Source organism: Microcystis aeruginosa NIES-843 (assembly GCF_000010625.1).
GTDB classification, from domain to species: Bacteria; Cyanobacteriota; Cyanobacteriia; order Cyanobacteriales; family Microcystaceae; genus Microcystis; species Microcystis aeruginosa.
Map to the genome: position 1 here is coordinate 3,307,984 of NC_010296.1, position 21,548 is coordinate 3,329,531.

The 21,548-nt window shown below is 40.6% G+C and carries 18 protein-coding genes and 1 pseudogene; 10 read left to right on the forward strand and 9 right to left on the reverse strand.

Features of this window, described 5'->3' with window-relative positions; translation table 11 throughout:
- Positions 1-147: 147 nt before the first annotated feature.
- Positions 148-1,632, reverse strand: coding sequence for an IS1380-like element ISMae9 family transposase (locus MAE_RS15875; protein ID WP_012264152.1), 1,485 nt, complete (start codon positions 1,630-1,632; stop codon positions 148-150).
- A 197-nt stretch (positions 1,633-1,829) separates the two neighbouring features.
- Positions 1,830-2,141, reverse strand: coding sequence for a BrnT family toxin (locus tag MAE_RS15880; RefSeq protein ID WP_012266483.1), 312 nt, complete (start codon positions 2,139-2,141; stop codon positions 1,830-1,832).
- Between the two features lie 339 nt (positions 2,142-2,480).
- Here MAE_RS15880 and MAE_RS35785 point away from each other — a divergent pair, with 339 nt between their 5' ends.
- Positions 2,481-2,615, forward strand: a complete 135-nt coding sequence (locus MAE_RS35785) for a hypothetical protein (protein WP_269453925.1) — start codon at positions 2,481-2,483, stop codon at positions 2,613-2,615.
- Positions 2,616-2,698: 83 nt separating this feature from the next.
- Positions 2,699-3,622, forward strand: a complete 924-nt coding sequence (locus tag MAE_RS15890) for a bifunctional riboflavin kinase/FAD synthetase (protein ID WP_041804158.1) — start codon at positions 2,699-2,701, stop codon at positions 3,620-3,622.
- Here the strand turns inward: MAE_RS15890 and MAE_RS15895 are convergent.
- The gene (locus MAE_RS15895) at positions 3,619-3,891 is read right to left on the reverse strand and encodes a hypothetical protein (RefSeq protein WP_041804159.1); all 273 of its coding nucleotides are present in this window, start codon (positions 3,889-3,891) and stop codon (positions 3,619-3,621) included. The genes MAE_RS15890 and MAE_RS15895 overlap by 4 nt on opposite strands.
- 6 nt (positions 3,892-3,897) lie before the next feature.
- Positions 3,898-4,416, reverse strand: a complete 519-nt coding sequence (locus tag MAE_RS15900) for a hypothetical protein (RefSeq protein WP_002761128.1) — start codon at positions 4,414-4,416, stop codon at positions 3,898-3,900.
- 254 nt (positions 4,417-4,670) lie between these two features.
- Between MAE_RS15900 and MAE_RS15905 the strand changes: the two genes are divergently transcribed.
- Positions 4,671-5,594 (forward strand): AAA family ATPase, encoded by a 924-nt coding sequence (locus MAE_RS15905; RefSeq protein WP_012266486.1) that lies wholly within the window; start codon positions 4,671-4,673, stop codon positions 5,592-5,594.
- A 393-nt stretch (positions 5,595-5,987) separates the two neighbouring features.
- Here MAE_RS15905 and MAE_RS15910 read toward each other — a convergent pair whose 3' ends face one another.
- The 4 genes from MAE_RS15910 to MAE_RS15925 form a co-directional block, all read right to left on the reverse strand.
- A complete protein-coding gene (locus MAE_RS15910; protein WP_012266487.1) occupies positions 5,988-6,902 on the reverse strand; it encodes a glycoside hydrolase family 75 protein in 915 nt (304 codons plus the stop codon).
- A gap of 370 nt (positions 6,903-7,272) precedes the next feature.
- A complete protein-coding gene (locus MAE_RS15915; protein WP_012266488.1) occupies positions 7,273-8,526 on the reverse strand; it encodes a peptidoglycan-binding protein in 1,254 nt (417 codons plus the stop codon).
- A 659-nt stretch (positions 8,527-9,185) separates the two neighbouring features.
- Positions 9,186-10,577 (reverse strand): IctB family putative bicarbonate transporter, encoded by a 1,392-nt coding sequence (locus MAE_RS15920; protein ID WP_012266490.1) that lies wholly within the window; start codon positions 10,575-10,577, stop codon positions 9,186-9,188.
- A gap of 144 nt (positions 10,578-10,721) precedes the next feature.
- Positions 10,722-12,365 (reverse strand): alpha-keto acid decarboxylase family protein, encoded by a 1,644-nt coding sequence (locus tag MAE_RS15925; RefSeq protein ID WP_002796891.1) that lies wholly within the window; start codon positions 12,363-12,365, stop codon positions 10,722-10,724.
- Between the two features lie 254 nt (positions 12,366-12,619).
- On the opposite strand from MAE_RS15925, the gene dndD reads away from it, so the two are divergent.
- The 5 genes from dndD (at position 12,620) to MAE_RS15950 (ending at position 18,515) form a co-directional block, all read left to right on the forward strand.
- Positions 12,620-14,605: a DNA sulfur modification protein DndD gene (gene dndD / locus MAE_RS15930; protein WP_012266491.1), complete on the forward strand. Its 1,986-nt coding sequence runs from the start codon at positions 12,620-12,622 to the stop codon at positions 14,603-14,605.
- A 191-nt stretch (positions 14,606-14,796) separates the two neighbouring features.
- Entirely contained in the window at positions 14,797-15,195 is a 399-nt protein-coding gene (gene dndE / locus MAE_RS15935) for a DNA sulfur modification protein DndE (protein WP_002765973.1), read from the forward strand.
- 106 nt (positions 15,196-15,301) lie between these two features.
- Positions 15,302-16,813 (forward strand): cupin domain-containing protein, encoded by a 1,512-nt coding sequence (locus tag MAE_RS15940; protein WP_012266492.1) that lies wholly within the window; start codon positions 15,302-15,304, stop codon positions 16,811-16,813.
- Positions 16,814-16,839: 26 nt separating this feature from the next.
- Positions 16,840-17,601 (forward strand): class I SAM-dependent methyltransferase, encoded by a 762-nt coding sequence (locus tag MAE_RS15945; RefSeq protein ID WP_012266493.1) that lies wholly within the window; start codon positions 16,840-16,842, stop codon positions 17,599-17,601.
- Complete coding sequence (locus tag MAE_RS15950; RefSeq protein ID WP_012266494.1) at positions 17,598-18,515, forward strand: TauD/TfdA family dioxygenase; 918 nt, start codon at positions 17,598-17,600, stop codon at positions 18,513-18,515. The genes MAE_RS15945 and MAE_RS15950 overlap by 4 nt, the downstream gene beginning before the upstream one ends.
- Before the next feature lie 284 nt (positions 18,516-18,799).
- Here the strand turns inward: MAE_RS15950 and MAE_RS15955 are convergent, their stop codons facing one another.
- On the reverse strand, positions 18,800-20,314 hold the full coding sequence (locus MAE_RS15955) for a SagB/ThcOx family dehydrogenase (protein WP_012266495.1): 1,515 nt from the start codon (positions 20,312-20,314) through the stop codon (positions 18,800-18,802).
- 249 nt (positions 20,315-20,563) lie between these two features.
- Between MAE_RS15955 and MAE_RS36130 the strand changes: the two are divergent.
- Together MAE_RS36130 and MAE_RS15965 are read left to right on the forward strand one after the other, a co-directional pair.
- Positions 20,564-20,909 (forward strand): annotated as a pseudogene (locus MAE_RS36130) (type II toxin-antitoxin system RelE/ParE family toxin).
- The gene (locus tag MAE_RS15965; protein ID WP_012266497.1) at positions 20,896-21,258 is read left to right on the forward strand and encodes a DNA-binding protein; all 363 of its coding nucleotides are present in this window, start codon (positions 20,896-20,898) and stop codon (positions 21,256-21,258) included. The pseudogene MAE_RS36130 and the gene MAE_RS15965 overlap by 14 nt, the downstream one beginning before the upstream one ends.
- Positions 21,259-21,548: the final 290 nt, after the last annotated feature.

Here is a 21,548-nt window from a genome sequence, read left to right on the forward strand (position 1 = left end):
CAAGGAATAATCTGACTAAACTAATCAAAAAATTCCTGAATTACTGGAAAAATTCCGTCAATTAGGGAAAATGTTCACGACAAAGTTAGCTGAATTTATAAGCAGCCATTTTTAAGACTATTTAATGATCTTTGAAAACTCTTCAACTTATCCAGTTCCCGCTATCGCTTGAATTCTAGAGTAAGCTATCGCTAAAATATCTTGATAGGGACAAGAACTGGCAATTGCGATTAAAATTCTTCTGACACTAACAGTAATTCTAGCTCCTAATTTAAGGAAATTAAGGCGAATTGTTCCCACTGTCGCTTTGGCAAAAGAAGTTTTAGCCAAACAATTTTGACGAAAAGCTTGCATTAAAACATAAGCCATTGATGACAACCAAAGTCTTAATTGATTACTCTCAAATGTCTGTGTCGAATTCCGGTCAGCAAATAAGTCTAATTGTTGCTCTTTAATTCGATTTGACCTCTCACCTCTGGGGCAATATTTTTCAGTGTAAAGTTTAGATGGGGGAATCTTTGATGCAGGTAAAGAAGTCACAACGTGGCGAATTTTTACGCCCTCACTACCAGGACAAACTTTTGTCACCACTCTTCTTGAACGGCTCCAGGATTTTTGGGTTTGATAACATAGGGAACGATACCAAGTCGATTCTGGTACCAATTTCGCCAATTCTCCTAACTCTTCATCGGGAGAAAATAACGTCTCCATTAATTCAGTAACTGGCTGAAGTCTTTGCTCGTAATCTGCCTTAGCTTTCTCAATTACATCGGTCGCTCGTAATTTTAATTGACTATTCGTTGCCATTGCTAAAACATAATCAACTCCTGCTTGACTTTCGCAAAATTTCATGATATCTTCACGGGAATAGGCACTATCTCCTCGTACTAATATCTGCGTATCTGACCATTTTTCTCGAATTATACCGATTATTCGCTGCAATTCTTCTAATGCTCCCCCAGCAGTATCTACATGAGAAGACCGGAGTTTAGCTACTAATAAATGATGCTCACAGAAAATATACAAAGGAGCATAACACACTCCTTTATAATAAGTATTGAAAAACGCTCCCTCTTGATTTCCATGCACTTGGTCATCGGTGACATCCATGTCTAAAATAATTGGTTTCGGTGGCTTTTTGTAGGATTCTAGAAAGATGTCCACAAAAGCTTTTTCAATTTCTTTGGGGTTAGGCTCGATTTTATGGTAACGACTGTTCTCTTGATTGATGACTGTTTCCGGACAATATTCTAGTCGATTAATTGTACTTTTTCCCGCTAAATTTGCTTGGGCTGAGTCAATAAAATTTAGTTTTTTCAATGCTATTGCTAAAGCTGGAGCATGACGTAATTTATCATGATCATTGACATCCTCATATCCCAAAACTATCCCATAAACTCTTTGTGCGAGTAGTTCATGAACTGAATAATCTAGATAGGATGAATTTCGATAATCTCGAAAACATTCGGCAAACCGAGCCGTTATTTTTAGCTTTTGGTCTAACTCTGCCATCAAAATAATTCCTGCATCTGAGGTGATTTTTCCTCCCTCAAAATTAGCGATTACTTGTCTTCCATTGAGGTTTCCAAAATTTAATTGATTGAGTCGAGACTGGTCTGAACTAGGAGTCATAAACTTGACATACTTTAAATAGTTTTAATGATTAAATTATAGCAAGCTTTTGACTTCATTCTCTACTTAAAATTGAGACTTTATCAACTAATTAACCTAAAAATACGCATTTTAAATTTGTTCTTTTTTCAAGGTCTAATTGATGATGAGCTTAAGTTGAATCCTAACAACACACTGTCGTTTTTGCTACAAGGCGATCACCCAGTCAAAACCCAGATTTTGTAAGGCTTCGGGGGTTGGTGATCGTACTTTTTGTGAGAAATGCGGGTCCTAGCACTAATGATTCTGATGTTTTCTTGTCTTTCAGCATGAACAAATAAAAGCAAGCGGTTTTGAATAGAATAACCAATTGTCAAAAAACGATCTTCTAAGATTGAATGAGTAGGATCATCTAAAGTCAAAGAATAGGTATCTTCAAAGACAGTTTTAGCCTCATTAAAAGAAATATCGTGTTTTCTCAGATTTATCTTAGCTTTATCTTCATCCCATTCAAAATTAGTCGTCACCATCTCAATTATACACAATAAATAAAATAAGTGGTATAAAAATCGCCCACCCTACTATGGTAAACCTTTAGTTAACTAAAGTGCGCTCGCCTTTGGCTAGATACTTTCGGGAGCGCTCTATCTTGATCTTTATAGATGTTGGAAAAAAAACAATAAATTTGTGATACTGTTATCATTTTGACAAGTTATTGATGCTCTTTCTCAAGAAGATCGTCTATGATTAGCAACAAAATTAGAACAAAAGAAACAAAAACAAGAACCTTATGCTCGCTCAGATTGGGAAACCACAAAAGCACGAAGAACCACCACAGACGGCCAAGAGAAGAACGAACTGAACAATTAATGAATGCTTGTTTCCCTCATCTTTCTGGTGCAATTAATTGGGAATTCTGGGCCGATCGCACCGGGATCGTTCACGTTCAATTTGCTAAAGCTTCCAAAGGACTCCAAGTAATTGGGGGCGTTTTTTTGGCTTGATCGCCCGATTGATATAGAATCAAAAGGCTACACTCAAGATTAATCGCTTGAACTATTCTCTTGTATCTGTTCTTAGAGCCAGCGTGTGGATTGTAGATTCCCCTAATACCCGTATTTTAGCCCCCAGTGCGATCGCTCTTGGTAACTTTGATGGTTTGCACCTAGGTCATCAAACCGTCCTACAGCCAATTTTTCAGGATGAACCCGCTTATCCCACCGTTGTTAGTTTTACTCCCCACCCGCGGGAATTTTTTACGGGAGAAAAATGGCAATTATTAACTCCTCTAGGGGAAAAGGTGGAGGTTTTAGAGAATTTAGGCGTTAAACAATTAGTTTTACTGCCTTTTTCGGCTGAATTAGCTTCCCTGACTCCCTTGGCTTTTGTCGAACAGATTTTAGTAGAAAAATTACAGGCTAAATCGATCAGTGTTGGTCAAGATTTTCACTTCGGTTATCGTCGTCAAGGTACAGCCGAAGATTTATTACAGATCGCCTCTCAATTTAATATTAAAGTCGAGATTGTTGGTTTAAAAAACTGTGGGGCGGGTCGGATTAGTAGTTCCCTAATTCGTCAAGCTTTGGCAGCAGGAAACGTTGAGCAAGCTGGGCAAATGTTAGGTCGTCCCTACAGTTTAACCGGTCGCGTGGTCGTCGGGCAACAGCTGGGCAGAACATTAGGTTTTCATACCGCTAATCTACAGGTTCCCCCCGATAAATTATTGCCGCAATTCGGGGTTTATTGCGGTTGGGTGCCTCTTGATGGTTCTCGCTTACCGGCAGTTATGAATATCGGTTATCGTCCCACGATTGAGGGAAAAACTGTCAGTGTGGAAATCCATTTATTGGATTGGTCGGGCCATGTATATGATCGTATTTTAACGATGGATTTAGTGCAATTCCTGCGACCAGAACAGAAATTTAATTCTCTCGATCGATTAAAAAATCAGATCGAGATAGACTGCGATCGCTCTCGATTAATTCTAACTTCTGTAACTGACAATTCCTAATATTTTTGGTATTCTCTTTCCACTTTACCCACCGCTTTCAATAAAGGAGAATCGAGGGAATCGATCCAATCAGCTACTTCTCGCGCTAATCCTAGGGTAACAATGCCTTGAGACGGTGGTAATTGACCAGCTAACGCCTGACTTTTGATGGTTTTCAGGACAGAAATTAAACCCTCAATCCGAGTCGATCTTTCTGTTTCCCGCATCTGTTCGGCCACGGTAATAGCTTGGTCAATTGATTGAACTAATTCCCTCATGTTCGTTTCCATAATATTCTAGCGACAGGAAAGAGATGTAACCGTTATTGCTCGCCCCTCTCCCCATTGTATATTGGCATCTCGCGAGTCTTTAATAAAAGTTTGCTGACCACCACCGGGATAACAATCAGCCGGATTCTGGGGGGCGACAATTCCTTGATAAACCGTTGTTCCCGCAGGTAAAGTCACCGATACCACTTTGGTCGCTTGATTGGGAGGATTCCACTTTTGATCGAGGGCTAAATTTCTGATCACCTCCACATTGGTGGTATATTGATCCGTTGTTAGAAAACGACCTTTTTTGTAATTTTCGTCACTATAATAACGGAAGAAAGTCTGGGGTTTTTCTAGGGTAATTGCCTGACATTCACTATTGCGAAAAGTGATGGCAAGATCTGGAGGAAGGGGACAGGAAGGAGCCTGATCTTGAGCCAATATTTTCCGAGAATTGAAAGTCAAATTTTCGGGTAAACTATTGGTTAATGTACTGGCAGCGATTCCTAAAACAAGACTAAAAACGAGTGAACTGGCTTTCATCTTCACTGATTAAGAGAAATTCTTCTCGATTTTACCGTACTGAACCGACTTAAAATCTTGATTTCGCCCACTGGCAACAATTCTTAACTAATTTTCTTCATGCTCCCAACCCTAACCCCGATTAGCTCCCTAGCAGAAAATTTCCCGCCATTGTCTGTCAACTTTTCTCGCTAGTTTGGGCAAATTAGGAAAAGAATCGTTAAGATCAAAAAAACTTAACATTAATCTTCTTGACAAAATCCCCCATTTGTACTATGAGAGACGCTATTGATATTTTGATGGAAAATTTGAGCCAGAGCATCGTTGGCCAAACCGAATCGATTCGCATTGTGCTGGTGGCTTTACTCAGTGGTGGCCACGCTCTCCTGGAAGATGTACCCGGAGTCGGCAAAACCCTGTTAGCCAAATCCTTAGCGCGTTCAATTAACGGTCGTTTCCAACGGGTACAATGCACCCCTGACCTCCTGCCTAGTGATATCACGGGAACCACGATTTGGAACCCCAACAGTCGCGAATTTGAATTTATCCCCGGCCCCGCTTTTGCTAACGTCCTGTTGGCCGATGAAATCAACCGGGCCACCCCGCGCACTCAATCGGCACTTCTAGAAGTCATGGAAGAAAAACAAGTTACCGTCGATGGAGAAGCGCGGCCGGTCCCCCAACCCTTCTTTGTTATCGCCACCCAAAATCCGATCGAATATCAAGGCACTTTTCCGCTTCCAGAAGCACAAATGGACCGTTTTGCCGTTTGCCTGAGTTTGGGTTATCCCAGCGCAGCAGAAGAATTAAAAATGTTACAAAGACAGCATTCTCAAGAGACGGTTAAATCCCTAGAAGCTTGTATTTCCCTAGAACAGGTGGGAGAATTGCAAAGATTAGTCAGTCTGGTTCGGGTCGCTCCCACTTTACAGCAATATATCGTCGATTTAGTCCGCGCTACCCGTGATCACGAAGATATTAGTTTAGGAGTCAGTCCCCGGGGTTGTGTGGTTTTGCAAAAAGCAGTTCAAGCTTACGCTTTCCTCGAAGGTCGTGATTATGCTATCCCCGATGATGTTAAGTTGATTACTCCCTACGTCTTCTGCCATCGTCTGATTCCTAGTCACGGTCGTCAAGCTAAAGCTATCGTGGAAAGACTTCTGCAATCGGTGGCGATCGAGGATCGCATCTATGCTTAAATTTCAGTTATTGATGAACGGTAAGTTACAGGGTATTTCTAAATTCTGCCAAATTGGTAGAGCCGATCTATTAATTGCTAGTATTGCCTTAGCTAACTCAAGGCTGGGGTAAAAACATTTAGTGAGTCCACGGAAAATCTCCTCTCAGGAGAAAACAATGTTTTGTTCACAATGTGGAACCAAAAGTGGACATCTCTAAAAATTATCACCCGATCACAGCTTGCTTTTATGTTCTGTACTAATCAAGCAGTTCGATAACGGAAATGTATGTCTATCGTTGCTAATTCAATTTCAATGATCGTTCCCTTCCTCCTTGCTAGAAAAGCGATCGCCCGATCTTGTATAGGCTAGATTAAGTTTCTGTAAAATTACCTCTCTGAATGCGATCATCAATCAATTTTGATACCACGGAAGTATGTAATTTTTAGAAGCTCTAACAAACCCTTTTTGGTTGTTATATTCAACCATCAGCCATAAACCACTATTGCCAAAACCAACATGAAAAACTTTCGGTCTTTGAGAACTAGAGTCAACCAGACTTTTGATCACTGTATTTATAGGGATAGTGGTGATAGGCGGTGAGCCTGTACCAACAGAAGGACGTAAATTCAAATCAGTCAAGGTTTTAAAGTTTGGCGCATTGATAATCTCCCAAACCTCAACATCATTTTCACCGGCCTTTTCTTGCATTTCTTCCTGCGTCATGGAGTAGGTTACGTCACCAAAATATTCTCGAAAGACTTCTAGACCCACAGATTGAATTTCATCAAAAGAGGATGGGATAGGTCGTGTAGCAGTTGATTTTGGAAAAACCAGGTACTCAACTCCAAATTCGATTCCACTAATAATCTCAGTTTTACCAGCATTCCAAGGGTTTTCTCCCAATGCTTCAACCAGTTTGATCGAGCCTTCACCAATTTTATCGCTAGGTCCTTGATCAGCATAAATTGCCAAGATTTCCTGTCCTTGCCAACGGACAAGAGCTAAGTCTCCTAGTTTGCAAGTTACACCGGAGACTGAAGCAAAATTTCCGGGTAAAACATAATAGGGAATGGTTTCTGCATTGACATACTCAGCATCTCCTCGCCAACCTTTGCTCTTGCGGAGAGATGTTGGCAGTTGACCATATTTGGGATCAATAGTCCGTGCGCGAGGTGAACCATCAGCATCCGTATCCATATCAGCTTTGATGTAAACAGCGCCGTTACTGAGTATCTTGATGCGTGATTGAGTTGGTTTATAGGAATGGGAAATGCTCCTTCCTGCTTGTATAGCAGAAACAATTTTATCTGACCATAACTGAGACATATTGATTTCCTCCCAAGGATAAAAGATAATTTTAGTTTGACATTAAAAACCGACTAGATTTACTCGCATTTAAAATATCTACCTTCTTTATCTTCGGACTTTTGTTTACACCAATCGTTAAAATCAATTAAGTAGGTGGGTGGAATTAAATATAAGATGAACGTAGGTTAAATTGAAGCATGAAACCCAACGCCCGCAAGGGTTACGCTACCGCCAACTCATCCTTTTTTCTCTTCATTATTATTCATAATTCATCCCCTCTATCTTACTACTTAATTTCAGAACACTTACGCCACCTTATAAGTTTGATGGCTCTCTTGATTACTGCGGACAAAATGTTCTACCATAATAAACAAGAGAGCCGCTTTGATTATGCAGGTTGCAGTTCAGCAATAACCGTTGACGCAATCGCATAAGCCGCTTCGGTAGATAGTTTTTCGGCTTCTGCTCGTGTATCAATGGCATCTAAAAAGTAACTCTCACACAGAACACAAATCGGACAATTCGTGTCTTCAGACTCAGAGAGAACGGTTACACCATTTTCCATTACACCAAAATCCCTTTGTCCAATTGCATTAGCAACCGAAGTCGAAAGTTTTTTGGCAAAAGCGATCGATTTTGGTTTAGCTTTGGTTGGGTGAACCATTACACAAGTGTAGTGAGGTTTTCTGTCCGTAGCATTGTGATGCAAACTGAGAAACATGGAATGATCTGCGGCTTTTTGTCCGATCAGATCGCGCGGATCGCTTGCTGGATCGAAAATCTCGGCTGAAATGCTTGCTTTATCTAGTTCCGCTTTCACGATCTTGGCTTGCAAAAGATTCATCTCATATTCAGGAGTCCCATCTTTTGCATCAGTACCTGAATGGATGGGGGAATGACCAGGATCAATTAAAACAGAAGCTGGACGAACAGAAGGATGGTCCATAATCTGATTCCAAGTCCGTTCATCTACTATCCCTGTTACTTCCGATTCCCCTAAATGATCCCGTTGGAAATTTTCAACAGCCTGTTTGGTTTTGGGTCCAAAAATCTTGTCAACCCGACCACAGTTAAAGCCAATTTCATTAAGTTTGGCTTGTAATTGTCCAACTTGTAACCCTTGACTGCCTACTTGTAATAACATAAACTTGTCTCCTCCAATCTCTCGTAAAAGTTTTTGTGCTTCTGGATAGCATCGATTCATGATGTAGTCTGCATAGCTAACATCATGAGAATCTTCAAAATAAGGACAATAAATCGGTCCGATATAGCTTAGAAAAGAACGAGCATCTTTTAAGATTTTAGGATCGCGTTCATACACCTTGGGGTAGGGAATCCAGTCTTCATCTTTACGGAAGTAGAACTTCTTCCAAACATCTATCCCTGTTTCATAGGTATCAAATTTGAAAAACCAATCACCGCCTGGTGGATCTGGTTCACTGTCAGTTTTATACCAGAATTTTTCAGCACCAGGAACTGCTATTGATTTCCGATATTTCATGCCGTTCATATTTTTATAACGGCTTAAATCTGTTGTCCCTCGACCACTTTCTAAAATGGATTGAGCAATAATTAATGGACGTTGCCATTCAAACTCAAAGTCAGCTCTTTCAACTGCTTTAATAAAGTCTTGCCAACTCATAAATACCTCCTTTAAAGTATCAATTCTTGCCCAATACGGCGGATTGATGTTTGTTCTGGTAAGTACCTAAGCAAAATTAATTACACATTTCGATAAAGCTTTTGCCTCTTGCCTATTGCCTCTTGCCTGTCTTCACTAGGAAATTTATTTTGCATGACTACTTACATTCTCCACGCCGAAAGGCTTATCCAATCAGGATTTGTCTGTGCCAGATGGATAGAGGAACCGACGTATATAGCGGTTTTCAGTCTAATGAGGTATAGTAAATCCCTTGATAGATAGGCGTTTCAGCGTTTCAATCGGGACTCACTTCTGTGAAAACCGCTATAGATGAAGCAGTTAGGAAATTCCGCCAAGCGCGGAAGAAACTGGGAAACGATCTAATTTAATTATCTCTTGCTTTGGCCACCGAGAGATGGTAAGATGGAGGTTTTGTAATTTTTCTTGATAATCGCCCTCGCCCACACGCGCCTCAAATACCCTTCAAGCCCTATCCGTAATCTGAAATAACTCCTCAATGCTTCCCCATTTCGCCCTCTTAGAGGAGAGAATTGCCACGATTAAAGCCCCTAGCGGGGGAATAACAACGACTGGCGTTGTCAGATCAGAATATGAAGAATGAATTGCGACACAACGAGAGCCTTACTCTTAAAGCGTTTTCAAGTCTGCTCTGATGCGCCATCATCTTCAAACTTGACAACGCCACAACGACTAGCAATTAAACCCAAAACTAACCACCAGAGGGTACTAACCTGGGGACGATACCAAACTGTATCAAAAAAACCGTGGGCAAGAATTCCAGCCATAGCGGCAATTGCCCCGATTAACCAAAAGCCTTGACTATCCATTTTATCCCGTAAAAGTTTAATTTGATGGATGCCTTGGCCGATAGTTGTGACTAATAACCAGAGGAAACAGGTAAAACCAATAATTCCCGTTTCTACCATGATTTCTAATAGCACAGAATAGGCACTTAAAGCCGTGTATTTTGGCTTCATGAATAGGGGGTAAATTTTCTTAAAAGCATCATTACCCGGTCCGATGCCCAAAAGTGGATAGGTTTGAATCATGCGGATAACTGCATCCCAAACATTAATCCGAAAGTTATTACTACTATCTTCCCGTCCTGCAAAAATACTCATCACCCGAATTCGCAGCGGATCCACCAATAAAATCGCCCCTAAAATCATCACGGCTAAACCCCCTAAAACTAAGGGTAAAAGCCATGTTTGCCAAAATAACGGTAGATAATTTTTGAACCAATAAAATAATAGCAATAAGAAGACGATTCCTAAGACCATCAAACCAATCCAACCGCCACGACTCTCGGTAAAAAATAAACAAGCGGCATTGGCTAAAGTTAGTAAAGCCGCTAAAATTTTCGGTAGCCATCCCTGCCACACAAACAAGGCTGCAGCGCTAAAAGCAATACCAGGGAATAAATAACTAGCTAATAAATTAGGATTACCGAGATAACTATAAACCCTAGTATCTCCCGCTAATTCGGAAGTGGGATCGTTCCAAGTTGCTAACTGTTCCGCACCAAAAATTTGCTGACGAATGCCGTAAACGCTCACTGCTAAGGCGGTTAAAACTAAAGTAGTCAGAATCCAATTTGTTAGGCGTGGTGATCGCATGATTCGGGCGGTAAAGGCAAAAAAGATGAGATTGAGAGTTAATTTAATTAATCCTTCCAAAGCTGCGGTTTTAACGGGAGAAAAAGCCGTGGAAACCGTGGCAATTCCCCAGTATAAAAGCACTAAAATGTGAATCGGTGTTACCCCGATTTTGCCTTCATCCACAAGGGTTAAGAGTAGCCAATAACCGGCTATTGCTAACAATAAAAAACCGATTTGACTGGTGGAGAAAAACGGCGCAGTGGCGATAAGGAGAGAGATTAACAGCGCACCCATCAGTTCTGTCCACTGCACAAACTGGCTACCCTGTCGCCATTGACTAAAAAGGCCGACGAAACGATGCAGATAGCTATATTTTGACCAAGAAGCGGGGGAAAAGTTCAATAGAGTGATTTGTTTCCATAAAGCATTCATAGGGTTTTTAGTTGCGGTTGTCACCATCACACTTTGATTAAGATACCGATTGTATCTTAATTGTTGACTCTTGGGAGCCAAAAGAGTTTCAGTCTGGTGTCTTAGGACAGCTTCACACAGTCAAAACCTAATAGCATAACCAGTCTAAGCATGGGGTGAACGTAAAGCTTGACCTAAACGAGTTAAGCCTTGGGAACAGTCAAAACGATCGAGATGTACTTCAATAAATGATAGGCGATCGATGTTACCCTGGGCAATCGATAAAGCCTTTTCTAATTCCCCTTCTGTCCCGACTTGACAACTCCAACTTTCCCCGTTAAATACTGCTGGTAATTGGTGATATTTCCACGGTTGTAGATCATTATAAATATTATCCTGAATTACCCGCTCGATCGTGTAACCGTCGTTATTAATTAAAAAGATAATTGGATTGAGATGGTGACGGATAATTGTCGAAAGTTCTTGGGCGGTCATTTGAAAAGCACCATCACCCACAAAGACGATAGGACGAGTATTGGGTGCGGCAAAAGCTACTCCTAAACAGGCGGGAATTGAATAACCAATAGAGAGATAAAATGCTTGACCGATAAAGTCGGTTTTTTGGGGCATTAATAAATCAATTGTGGCAATAATTGCGTCCCCTGTATCAGAAATAACAAAAGATTCTTGAGCAATAAAATGATTCATTCGCTCATAAAAACGAGCATTAGTTAATTTTTGCTCTGGCACGGGGATGAATTCTAAATTCTTCAATTCGACCGCGGGTTTAATCTCTAGTGTAGCCGCTTCTTTGTGACTTAGCTTATTAATTAAACCCTCGATAAAATCCCCTAGGAATACTGGTTGATAGAAGTGATGTTTAATTTTTATCTTCTCGGAATTGGCATTAATCAAATTATTGGGATTTAAATTAGCCGTAAATCCGCCTAAATTCATATCGGACATAATCGCCCCTAAACAGAGGACACAATCGGCATTTTCCACCCGTTGACTAACGTATTCGCGACTTAATGCCCCCACATAAGTGCCGATAAATTGCGGCTGCATTTCCGAAATTGACGACTTACCTAAAATAGTGGTGGCTAAGGGATAACCCGTTACCTCTAAAAGTTTCAGCAACTTATCCTGGAGTTTAAACCGATGGAATTCTACCCCTGCTAAAATAATTGGTTTTTCCGCTTTTTCTAATAAAAAAGCCGCTTCTTCAATGGCTTCTTCTAAAGCGGCGGCATCCGTGAGATTATCGGTTAAATAAATTGGCTTTTCTGAGGGGATACAGGGACGATAGACTAGATCCCGGGGAATTTCGATATACACGGGACGTTTGTGATGCAAACAAGCGGCTAAAGTTTGATCGATTTGACTGGCTGCTTGGGCGGAATTAGTGAGAATAACCGAGGCAACCGTGACTTTTTCCATGATGGACAATTGCAGATTATAATCGCCCGTGGTGTGGTGTAATAATAAATTATCCCGGCGAATCGAGCGATCGGAAGCCCCACTAATTACCACCAAGGGAACTCTTTCAGCGTAAGCACCGACCACAGCATTAACCAGGCTAAATCCCCCGACTCCGTAGGTGACACAGACAGCACCCATCCCTTTGACTCGCGCGTAGGCATCGGCGGCATAACCCGCGTTAAGCTCATTACAGGTACAAACTAATTCGATCGGACTTTCCACCAAAACATCCATCAAATCGAGGACATAATCCCCCGGCACCCCGAAAACATGATTAACCCCTAAATTATGGAGACGCTGGCATAAATATTCGCCGATCGTGATCATAGCAATTTTCTCCCCTGTGTTGGCACTTTCACGCCGATCATAACGATTTTTTCAAAAAATAGGCTCATGCCCAGTAATAAACTGGAAAGTAAAAATCAGGAAACCTTGATTATATCTAGGCGATGGTGATCAATGCTATAGTATAAAGTCTGGGGTTTTTTCTTGGGTGTAAAAAAATATCTGCGGCACTTTTTCAGGTATAATTTTTACAGGAGATTTCCTAAAACTTTCGACTTAAATAAGGCTGACTGTTAATGATTTTTACTGAATTAGTTTTGCAAAATTTCGGTCCCTACGCCGGTCGTCAAGTGATTAATTTACGTCCCGAAAAAGACAACAATCCCTGTCCGATTATCCTTTTGGGAGGCATGAATGGCGGCGGTAAAACTACTTTAATGGATGCGATTCGTTTGGCTTTGTACGGTGCGCGGGCAAAGTGTTCTACTCGCAATAATTTAAGTTATGCCGAGTTTCTCAGTCAAGCAGTTAATAATCAAGCTTCCCTCATCGATCAAGCTAGAATTGAACTGGCTTTTGAACATCTAGTTAATGAACAATGGCGACAATATCGTATCGTTAGATACTGGACAAAACAGCCCAAAGATGGTAGGGATACCCTCGGTATTTTAGATGAAGATTGGCCCGATCCCGCCTTAGCTAATACTTGGGATGAATATATTGAAACTTTATTACCTTTGGGTATTTCTAACCTCTTTTTATTTGATGGGGAACAGGTAAAAGAATTGGCAGAACAGGATGTACCTCCTGACAGCGTTAAGGATTCGATGCAGACTTTATTAGGGTTAGAATTAGCGGAAAGATTAGCAGTTGATCTCGATATCTTAGCTAGTCGCAAGCGCCGGTTATTAGCAGCAGAAAATGAACTGGCAACTATTGAAGCTATCGAGAAAAAATTAGCTCAGTACCAAGAAGATTTAGAATTGGCTAGACAAGAGATGGAAACTCAACAAAAAAATTTAGATTTGGTTAGAAATGATTTTGATGCAGTCTCGGATAAATTTCGCATTGATGGCGGAAAAATTGCCGCCGAAAGAAGTCAATTAGAGAGCAGAAAAAAGGATTTAGATAAAAAGTTAGATAAACAGAGAGAGTATTTAGGTCAATTGGCGGGGGAATTTTTACCATTAAAGTTAATTTTTCCTCTCCTAGAAGCGGCTAAAATTCAGGGAGAAAAAGAGCTAAAATTTCAATCGTCTCAAGTCGCTCAATCGGTTTTAGAATCCAGAGATAAAAAGTTACTTGCTTATTTAGAACAACTGAATTTAACTTTAGAACAATTAGACAATATTAGAGAATTTTTACAGCAAGAAAATCAGTTTTTAGCTGAGGATAGCGATTCTTTGATTACTCCTTACTTAGATTTAGACGAGGAGGCGATCAAGTTATTAAATCGAGTCTTAACCCATCAACTACCGGCACAAATTAACCTCGCTCATCAAGCAATAGAACAATTAAGAAATCTGGAAGCTGACTTAGATAATTTAGAGCGAGAATTAGCAGTAGCAGCCTCTCCCGAAGAATACGAAACCCTGAGTAATAACTTAAAAACCGCTCAGAAAAAGTATCTAAATGCTCAAGCGGAATACGAGCAAAGCCACAAAAATTATGAGGAAATCAAAAAGAAAATTGAGAAAACTAAAAAAGAATTATTTGCCTATAGTGAGAAAGCTTTAGAATCGCAAAGTAACGAACATATCGTCAATGCTATTGTCAAAGCACAGCAAACTTTAAAATTATTTAAAGAACGCTTAACTTTAAAAAAATTAAATAGATTAGAGGGAGAAGTGGCGGAATGTTTTCGTTATTTATTGCATAAGTCCGATCTGGTGCAGAAAATAGCGATCGATGCTGATACTTTTGGTCTATCTCTCTTTGGTCCCGATGGACAAAATGTGCCTAAACACCGTCTTTCTGCCGGAGAAAAACAACTATTAGCGATCGCTTTTTTGTGGGGATTAGCGCGAGTCTCCGGACGAGATTTACCCATCGCTATCGATACACCCCTCGGACGTTTAGATTCTTCCCATCGCCATAATTTAGTTGAACGTTATTTTCCCGCCGCTTCCTCTCAAGTCATCCTCCTTTCTACCGATACAGAAATTGGACAAAATGAGCTACTCTTATTAGAAGAACAGGAAGTAATCGCCAGAAAATACCTGCTAGAATATAATTCCCAACAACGTCAAACTACTATTCACCCCGATCGCTACTTTTGGTAAGATTATGACCGAGATAAATTCCCAAAAAATTCTCGCCCAATTAACTTGAGACATTGAATCAGTTATCAGTTATCAGTTCACTGTTTACCGATCACTGAAAAAAAGCTCCCCACTTCCCACTCTCCTATTAAACAGGATTGAGAATGACTAACTATTTTCTCATCAGTCAGAGCGAGGTAAAATTATAGATTATGGAATCACCGATCGAACGTTTTCGACTATCTCAAACCGCCAAAGATAGCCTAATAAAATTAAAACGCTACACCAAAATTGACCAATGGAATATCCTCTGTCGTTGGGCTTTTTGTCGTTCCCTTGCTGAACCGAGTCTCCCCTCTCCCGTTCCCATTCCTGCCGATAGCAATGTAGAATTATCCTGGAAAGTATTCGGGGGAGAAATGGCCGATATTTTCTTAATTGCCCTCAAACAACGTTGTCATCAAGACGGATTAGGAACCGATAAAGAAACTCTAACTCAACAATTTCGCTTACATTTACATCGCGGGATCGGTTATCTTGCTGGGGATACCAAGCTAAAAAAAATCGATAATTTAATCGAATTAGAGAGAGAAAGTCTCAGAGAATCTTAATCAAGAATGATCTGTTTTCAGGGGGAGCGCATCTCAAACGCTATTGACAATTGGCCAATTTTGTGATGGTATTTAAAAGAGGGCGGCTATCGGGGGATGAGAAAAAATGGAAAATTTAATCAAGGAAGCACTAAGCCATCGAGCGATTAATCATCCGTATTTACTGGCTTTAGAAAAAGGAGAATTTCAACATATTGATGAAGTTCTGACAGACTTTGCCAGTCAATACGGAGCTTATAGTGACTGGTTTTCCCGTTATTTAACAGCAGTAATATCAAAGCTAGAAAATCCCACTCATCGAAATCACCTGCTGAAGAACTTAGCTGAAGAAAACGGACATCTACACCATGAAGATCTCGAAGCAATCCGTAAATTAAGTATTAAGGACGAGTGGGTACAGGAAATTCCTCACCCACAGTTATTCAAGCGTTTTCAAGAAGCGATGGGAGTAGATAGCACGCAAACGCCTTGTGTTGAAGTGGAAATCTGGCGTGAATCATTCTTATCGCTGCTCCAGAATGGAAGTTCACTCCAAGCTATTGGAGCGATAGGTTTAGGGACTGAATCTGTTGTTAAATTTATCTACAAACACATTATTGAAGCGATCAAAAAACATACATCATTATCCTTGCAGCAATATGTATTTTTTCCTTTACATACAGAAGTGGAGGATGAACACAGCTTAACTTTAGTTGAGATTGCTAAAGAATTAGCCAGTGAAAGCGAACAGGCTGTTCTGGAATTACGGAAAGGAATGTTAAAAGCCTTAAATCTACGTGCTGCTTACTGGGACAATATGTATGAACGTGCGTTGGCACTAGATAAATCTTTGACCTCATCAGACCAACTCAAGATTGTTACGCTTTTCACTAAAATGATTAAAGGCAAAAAGCTGTCTAATCAGGAACAGGAACTTTTATTGCATCAAATCAATGACGTGCGTATTGGATTGACGGAAGACTTATCTACTGTTCCAGTGGAAAAACTACTACTCGGATTGAGTTCACTTTTGCTATACGGGATGCAAACGGAAAAGCACAAGGAAGAAGTTCTGAACTTGTTAAATTGGCTTGAAAATCCATCTGGTGAATGCCAATGCTCTCAAACAATATTAAGGCTTGCTTCACAACTTTACCATGATTTTCAAACGATGCGTCTCGGAGGCTTGACCGAAAAAATTAATGAACAAAAAAGCTTGACTCATGTGCAAGAAGGTAAAGAGCTTATTTCAACAATCAGCGCCAGCAACTTAGAAGCCTTATACAACAATAAGGTTGATAAACTCAATATTGATTTTAACGTATTTCGCCTGCCATTTGATCTAGAAGTTTTAGATGCACGCCTAGTTATAGTCAAGCCAGGAAAGGCGAATGAAATGCACAGACACGCACATGAAACCGTATTTGTATTTCTTCAGGGTCAAGGAAAAGTTATTGTTGATCAATACGAAAACGAGGTCGAACCAGGTACTTTTGCTGTTATTCCCCGTTGGTGTGTGCATCAATCTGTGAACTTAGGAGAAGAAGAGCTAATTTTTCTGGCGATAGCTGATTTTGGATTAACTGGTAAAAGTTTTATGGGTAATTACTTACACAGTGCTAGACTAAAACAAAATTAGTGCAAATTTTATCACGTTAGATGGGTATGAAAGCAACACAAGAAACCAAAAAACTTTACGACGAAAGCGCAGGAGACTGGAAACGAGTAGAACCGATTTTGCTTTCTGATTACTCCGCACGTCCCTTTGTCATTGATTTATGTGAACCGATTGTCAACAAGAATATATTAGATCTAGGCTGTGGGGAAGGTTATGTAGGAAGAGAGTTAATTAACCGAGGCGCTCAATCTGTTCATGGGATTGATATTTCATCGCAAATGATCGAGCAGGCCTTGATTCAAAAAAACGAGCATCAGATTATTAATGCTTCCTATGAAGCTGGTGATATTCGTGATTTTGCGGTCACTGAGTCCGAACAATACGATTTAGTTCTGGCTATGTTTCTGTTCAACTACTTAAATGTTTCAGAAACTATTAGCACGATGCAGAAAGCCTACCAACTTTTGAAATTCGGTGGCTATTTCCTGTTCGCCGTCCCCCATCCCTCTTTACCTTTTCTGAAAAAAGATAAGTTTCCCTTTTATTTTAAACCGAAAGCTGGCTATTTTTCCGGACGCAATCAATTATTCCCCGGTGAGATTTGGCGCCGAGATAGAAAAGCCGTCGCCGTGCAATGTGTTCATAAAACTATGGAAGATTACTTCACATCTCTTCGTTTAGCAGCCTTCACAAAAATGCCAGAAGTTTATGAACTAAAAATTAATCAGGAACATTTAGAACTAGACCCAGAATTTTTTACTCCGCTCATTGACCTTCCCCTTCACGTTGCTTTCAAAATTCAAAAATGATTAGACCAATTTTTGATCCTAATATTTCATTACTGACTTGGAAAAAATTGCCTGATCCTTCTCAACTATTTTTTCATGTACCAGAATCATTAGTCTCAGATTTACTAAAAAGAAGCAATCACAAATGGCTTGAAAAACCCAACGAAATAGGACAGGAAACAGTCAATGAAAATCTTGATTTTTTCCTACCATTTCGTGAGAAATTGCTCCAGAAACCAGGCATAATTATTTTCCGATTAGAACCGGAATTAACAGAAATAGAAATGCGGTTAATTTATGCTTTTATTTCTCGCATTTTTGGACTGCTAAACCACCGCTATGGCTATTTTTTTGATGTAATCGATCGAGGAATGGATTACACTAAAAAAGCTATACCCGTTTCGATGACGAATGCAGAAACTGGCTATCATACCGATAGTACAGCCAAAAACTACTTCCCTGATTTTGTTGGCTTACTGTGTCTTGCTGCCGCGGATGAGGGAGGAGATTCCCTGGTAGTAAACGCCGCCAATTTGTATCAATATTTCTGGCAACACCATACAGACCTAGTTCCCTATCTTTACGAACCTTTGGCGCGCGATGTGATTACACCTGGAGAGATTAATTCTCAAGAAGCTATTCAAAAGAATAATTTCCCCTTATTCTCAGCCGATTCTCAGGGTCTGGTTTTTCGTTATATGCGGTACTGGATTGAAGTCGCTTACTCCAAACTGGAAATAGCGCAACCGGAAGCTATCACAAAAACACTCGACATCATCGACGACTTTTTTTCAAAACCAGAAAATACAGTCCGCTTCAAAATGAAAAAAGGTGATGTATTTTACATTAATAATCGCTTTTTATGCCACAATAGAACCGCTTTTAAAAATTCAGGAAAACCCCGACAGATGGTCCGTAGTTGGATTAACCTTTAAACAAAATATGTCCAAGGGAGAAAGTAAACCGGTCAAGGTACCGAGTACAATGACCTCAGCTTCCTTGGGAGCATCTCACCTTTGCAATGAGCATAAATACTTAGTGGAAAAATAGGCTTTTCGAGGGTAATTCTTGTTTTAATTCTCCATGTACGCAGTCTTTAAAAGCCTCTATTTCGTTCCAAGACACGATTAAGAGTGGCTTTTAGGCTAAGTATAATTACTTATCGCGTAAGTGAGATGCTCCCGCTTCCTTGTCATCCCTTCAGGGGTTCAAACTCACCTTAAAAAACTTTCGGTCGGCCTAAAGTAGTGATATAGATAACTGCTTCATCGGAGGGAATTCCTAACACTTCATTAACTTGATCATCAAAAAAACCACCGATACCACTAACCCCTAACCCCAGATGAATAGCCGCTAAATTTAATCTCTGTCCCAAATGTCCCGCATCTGCATGAAGATAACGATAAACTCGATCGCCATATTTAGCCACTGCTTTTGACAGATCCGCCGTATGAAAAACCACAGCGGCCGCATCCCGTCCCAAATCCTGACCTAAACAGAGATAATGTAACTCTTGCCGGAAATTTTTAAAGCGAATTTGCCGCAATTCTTGGGCTTTAGGAGCATAATAATAACAGCCTTCCTCTAATCCAGTTACTGCCGAAACAGCGATAAAAGTTTCCAATAAATCTAGATCGAAATAATCGGGATTGGGATCGAGATTTTGGCCGGCATAATCTTGGGGTTGATAGGTGAAATGCAGCAGCGCTCGCAATTCGTCTAAACTGAGACTAGCACCACTATAAGCGCGGGTAGATCTGCGTTTAAGAATCGTACTTTCGAGAGCGATTAAATCTTCCCCCCAATTGACGGGACGGGATGTCACGGAAACTTTTAGACAAAAAGGAAAATTATATTTATCTTCCCAATTAGAGGGGGTAACAGTTGCTTCTATCTTCTCATCTGTAGCTATGATAGTGGCTCGGTGTAGGGAGTTTAATAATTCTCCCTCGGGAATTTCGGGATAAAGAGTCGTGGTTGCCGAAGGGAGTGCCGTGGTACTATGGGGGAGATTTTGCCGGATATTGAGCAGATCTGCCAAAGGAATCACCGTCATGACACTTTCCTTCTCGGAATCGAGATAAAGCAATTCATTCATCTGGATATCGTTAAAACCACCGATTAAATGGGCGCGATAGTCATTAATCGAGGCTGATAACTCAATATTGCCTAATAAATGCCCTGTATCGAGGAAAATACGCCGATAAGCTCGATCTTCGTAGCGCCAAGCGGACCGATAAAAAATGGCACTGGTAACTACAGCGATATCGGTATTTTCTAAAACAGGATTCCAGAAACAAGCAGATTGTAGGTTGGTCCAGACATCACTTTCCCAGAATAAAAGCAGCGAGTGACTTTGACCTTGGTAACTGTAGAGACCGGCGGGTAAAAATTCCGTGCCACGGGAGATCAGATAGACCTCGGCGGGGTATAATCCACCAGCAGAGGGTGCGGAACGTAGGTACAAGGGACTCCCCATAGTGGCGATTTTGGCAGTTAACCCATAGCTACAGCCCAAAATTCGCGATATACGTCGCCAAAAGTCTCCTTTTTGGGGAACTGTTTGACGGGAGAGGTAGGGTTTGAGATCGAAAGTCTGACCGATTTTGTATTCTTTGAAGGGATGGGGTTGTTGACTCCAATCAAGACCTTTACTTTTTGAGGCGATCGTCTGGGGGTCGTATTTGGTCCGCTCGTGGTAGTATTGGGCGATCGAGATTGGCTGATCTGGCATGATAAAGATAGGCTGTCTAAGCTTTACTTTTTAGTTTGACATACTCCCACCCCTAGAAAACGGGTTTCTGAAAGAAACCCGTTTTCTAAATACTCCCCTCTCCCACCCCCCCCTGCTCTACGATGTCGGGTAGGGTTGATTTATGAATCAACCCTACCCTTGATAAGGGGGGTGGGGGGTTGGGGGTGAGGGTAATTAACCATATCTGCCATTACTTTAGAAAAATAGTATAACTGCTATAATTATTCCATGGCGGCTCAACCCAGAGAAATTCGACGTTATGTTACCAGTGACGGCAAAGTTCCCTTTGCCCAATGGCTCGATTCTTTGCGGGATATTAAGGCTAAAACTAAAATTGCTCAACGCCTAAACCGGGTTAATTTAGGTAACTTAGGGGATTATAAATCAGCTTTGAGCAGGAGTTTATGAACTACGAATAGACTATGGTTCTGGTTATCGCGTTTACTTTGGACAAATCGGAACAACGATTATCTTACTCCTGTGTGGAGGAGATAAAAAAACGCAAGCTAAAGACATTGAAATAGCTCAAAAATATTGGCAAGACTATAGGAGCCGAGAAAATGCCAGTCAGTGATAGTTATCATGATTCCCTGATCGAATCTCTTAAAGATTCCCATTATGCAGCAGTTTATCTGGAAACTCATCTCGAGGGAGATGAATATGAATTTGAATCAGAATTACTCAGACTTGCGTTCAATCACGTCCTAGAAGCCCTTGGCCCTCAAAATCTAACACCAGAACAAATCAAAATTCAGGCGAAGCAATTGGAAGAACTAATGCAAAAACCTGCACCTGAAGCCATGAATCAACTAACCTCTTGGCTTCAAGCTTTAGGATTGAAATTAACGATAACGGTCGCTTCAAAAATGCCAGAAATAAATCATGAAAATGACGCTGTTAGTTCAATCAAGATTACAGTGTAGTTTGTAGTTTGGTTTTTTTGATGACAAATTGATAGCCGCTTAACGCACCCTACACAGAAAAGGGGTTTCTGAAAGAAACCCCTTTTCTAAATAATACCGTTACAATGTTTGAGAGGTCTGAGTGGGGCTCTTCTGGTTTCTGTGTGGAAACTAGGTCTATACTGATAGTTTCTTCAGCAAAATAGTCCTAAAAGTCTTTCCCAGTAAACATTTCACGATTCTATAAGCAAAAATTATCACACAAAGTCGAGAAGAGCCTGAGTGGTAACTGATAACTGATAACTGATAAC